The 2640-nt window shown below is 27.6% G+C and carries 2 protein-coding genes; both read right to left on the reverse strand.

Annotation, left to right across the window (positions count from 1 at the left end; genetic code table 11):
• Positions 1 to 247 precede the first annotated feature (247 nt).
• Complete coding sequence (locus tag QVZ41_RS14510; protein WP_302885367.1) at positions 248 to 1270, reverse strand: HEPN domain-containing protein; 1023 nt, start codon at positions 1268 to 1270, stop codon at positions 248 to 250.
• Entirely contained in the window at positions 1263 to 2471 is a 1209-nt protein-coding gene (locus QVZ41_RS14515; protein ID WP_302885368.1) for a DUF262 domain-containing protein, read from the reverse strand. Before QVZ41_RS14515 ends, QVZ41_RS14510 begins: the two co-directional genes overlap by 8 nt.
• Positions 2472 to 2640 lie beyond the last annotated feature (169 nt).

Genomic DNA, 2640 nt, shown 5'->3' on the forward strand with positions numbered 1-2640 from the left:
ACAAAGTTTCGGATTTAAAAATTTTGCGTGAGCATTGATTTCAAATAGATAAAAAACCTTTCATTTAATTCACTGCGAAAAATTCCACCAGGAATTTCAGCGCTGTTTAAGTTAACGGTTTTGTGTATGATTAGTGGCGTGTTTCAGCACCTAATTTAGCAGATATAAACGGAATAGAAAATCCGCAAGGATTTTCGTAAGTAGGCTCGAACTAGCCATTAATTATACACGGTGTTATGTGCAGTTTTTATTCCGTTATTAGTTTGAAATTCATAGTATTCTTAATTTTTTTGTCAACTAAGATTCCAATGTCAATATTATTATTTAATTCTGTTTGGTCAATACTTACATTGTTATGCTGTATGTCTTTAATATTTGCTAAAAATACATTCGGTAAATGATTTTCTGATTTCACTAATATTTTGGAATTTCTGTCAATTTTTTTGCCCTTAGTATTAAAACACAATATTTCTTTATTAAAAATACTGATTACTTCAATCTCATTATTATTAGACTCAAATATTTTAGATAAATAGTTGTCGTTTATTAATTCGAATAATGATGTAGCAAATATTTTCATAAAATCGATATACTCAAATAGAATCGATTTATTAATCAATTGAACATTGTTTACTCCGTGAGCAATGTCATTTCTAAGGTCACAAATATGTTCAAGAATTGGAAATACAATGCTATTTTTTTTTGATGCAAAATCAGAAACATTAATAGTCAAAAAACTTTTTAATGGTTCATATTGTCTAATTAAGCTGGATGTATTTTTAATTCCTATTTCAGAAAAATAGGTGTCAATAACTGTAATTCTAAAGTTTGCATTATGGTTTTTAAATGCATCAATATTAATTACTGAAAAATTTTCATTTATATTTTTATGTAAAATTTCAATTAATTTTTCAGGTTTAACATTTTTATTTTTCCGATAATCTAATTGCTTAATAATTTCTAAAGTTTTATTTAAATTATTTTTTTGAATTTCTTCTGGAAGTAAATTATAACTTGTGACAATTGAACAAATCCCATTTAAGTATTTTACAAAGAGTTGTTCTACGAAATGTTCATATGCACCATAAATTGATATAATATGAGAGTTAAAATCGAATTGCTTAATTTTAGATATCGTAAGTGATTTTAAAACAGAATCAGGTTTTGATTTTTCAATTTTAGATTGATTTTTATAACTCGCATTCTGAAAATCTATATATAATTTAAGCAAATCCATTTCCTTTTGGAATTCACTTAAAATATTACGCATTGATAAAACTATTTAGATAATCATTTAGAACTTCAATTCTTTCTAAGACTTTGGTTTTATTTGTATCACGTCCTTTAAAGGAATCATATTGTGATTTATGAAAATCTGCTAATCCATCAATAATTTGACTTTTTTTAGCTAAAATTTCAGATTTTTTGTCCAAATTATTTGCTAATACTTGCATCAATGGGTCATACAATATTTTAGTAGGTCTTTCGTAATGAAACCATTTGTTCTCTCTACTTCTATGAAGCCAAAAAGCCTTTTCATCGAATAATTCATATGCAAACTCTACAGTGTCATTGAATAAATCTTTTAAATTATTTAAGACACTTTCATTAAATTGTTCATTACCTTTTTTTAAGAATTCATCTAAAAAATATTCCATTGTGTTCCCTTGCCATTGCTCAATTTGGCGATAAGCAAAAAATCTAAGAACGAGTTCTGCATCAGACATATCTTTAAAGTACTTGTCTTCAATTACTTCTTGTCTTGCTTGACCTGTTGTTAATTCTGTCTCGTCAGGTTCTGGAATATTCCATAATTTGCAGAAATATTTGTTGCGAGAAAGACTTATTGTTAAGTTGTTTAAACCACCTGGAAATAAGGCATTTCTTATTTCTTGAGCTTTTAATTTTTCTCCACCACTATTAATTCTTTCGAAAACTAATTGTTTTAATCTGTTTGCTTCTGATTCAGATTTTGCAGTTTCTTGCAGTAATATTATTGACGAAATGTATCTTCTGTCAATTCCTTTTCTTATTTGCTCAGGTAATTGAGAATATTTCAAACCATTTAATTCTTTCCACTCAACCAAATCTTGTAATGCAAACTTGTCTTCGTAAAACTGAGATATTGCTGTAAGTCTTTGAAGGCCATCCATCACTTCATAAACAGAATATTCTCTTTCATAAAGGAAAATAGGTGGTATTGGAACGTTCATTATAAACGATTCTATTAGTTTTGATTTTCTAGTTCCATCCCATCTATGTCTTCTTTGAAATTCTGGATTTAGAATATAATCTTCACTATTTACCATATTTACAATGGTGTTTAGTGGATAACGAGCTTGTTCAGTTATGATTCTTACTTCGCCTTTTTTATACTTTTCATTAATTTGTTCATTGGTTAATTTTATTTCATTTCCAGTAGGTTCTTGAAATAAATCAACTTTTTCGTTTTCGTATAATTCGTTATTCATATTCTGTTATTTTATTGAATTTAGGTCGTTTCGTTCAAATTGCACATAACGGTTTTGGCTAGCAAACGAAGCGTTTGATAAGCCGATTAATTTTCGACCTAAAATACAGAAAAAAGAAGAAAACTAACCTTGGGAAAGCACAAAATTAGCTTTGTTTGTTAGCCGGTGT

The organism is Wenyingzhuangia gilva (assembly GCF_030519655.1).
Lineage (GTDB): Bacteria > Bacteroidota > Bacteroidia > Flavobacteriales > Flavobacteriaceae > Wenyingzhuangia > Wenyingzhuangia gilva.

Excerpts from the sequence above, each read along its gene's own strand:
- QVZ41_RS14510 (WP_302885367.1), bottom strand. The coding sequence starts at position 1,270 with ATGCGTAATATTTTAAGTGAATTCCAAAAGGAAATGGATTTGCTTAAA.
- QVZ41_RS14515 (WP_302885368.1), bottom strand. The coding sequence starts at position 2,471 with ATGAATAACGAATTATACGAAAACGAAAAAGTTGATTTATTTCAAGAA.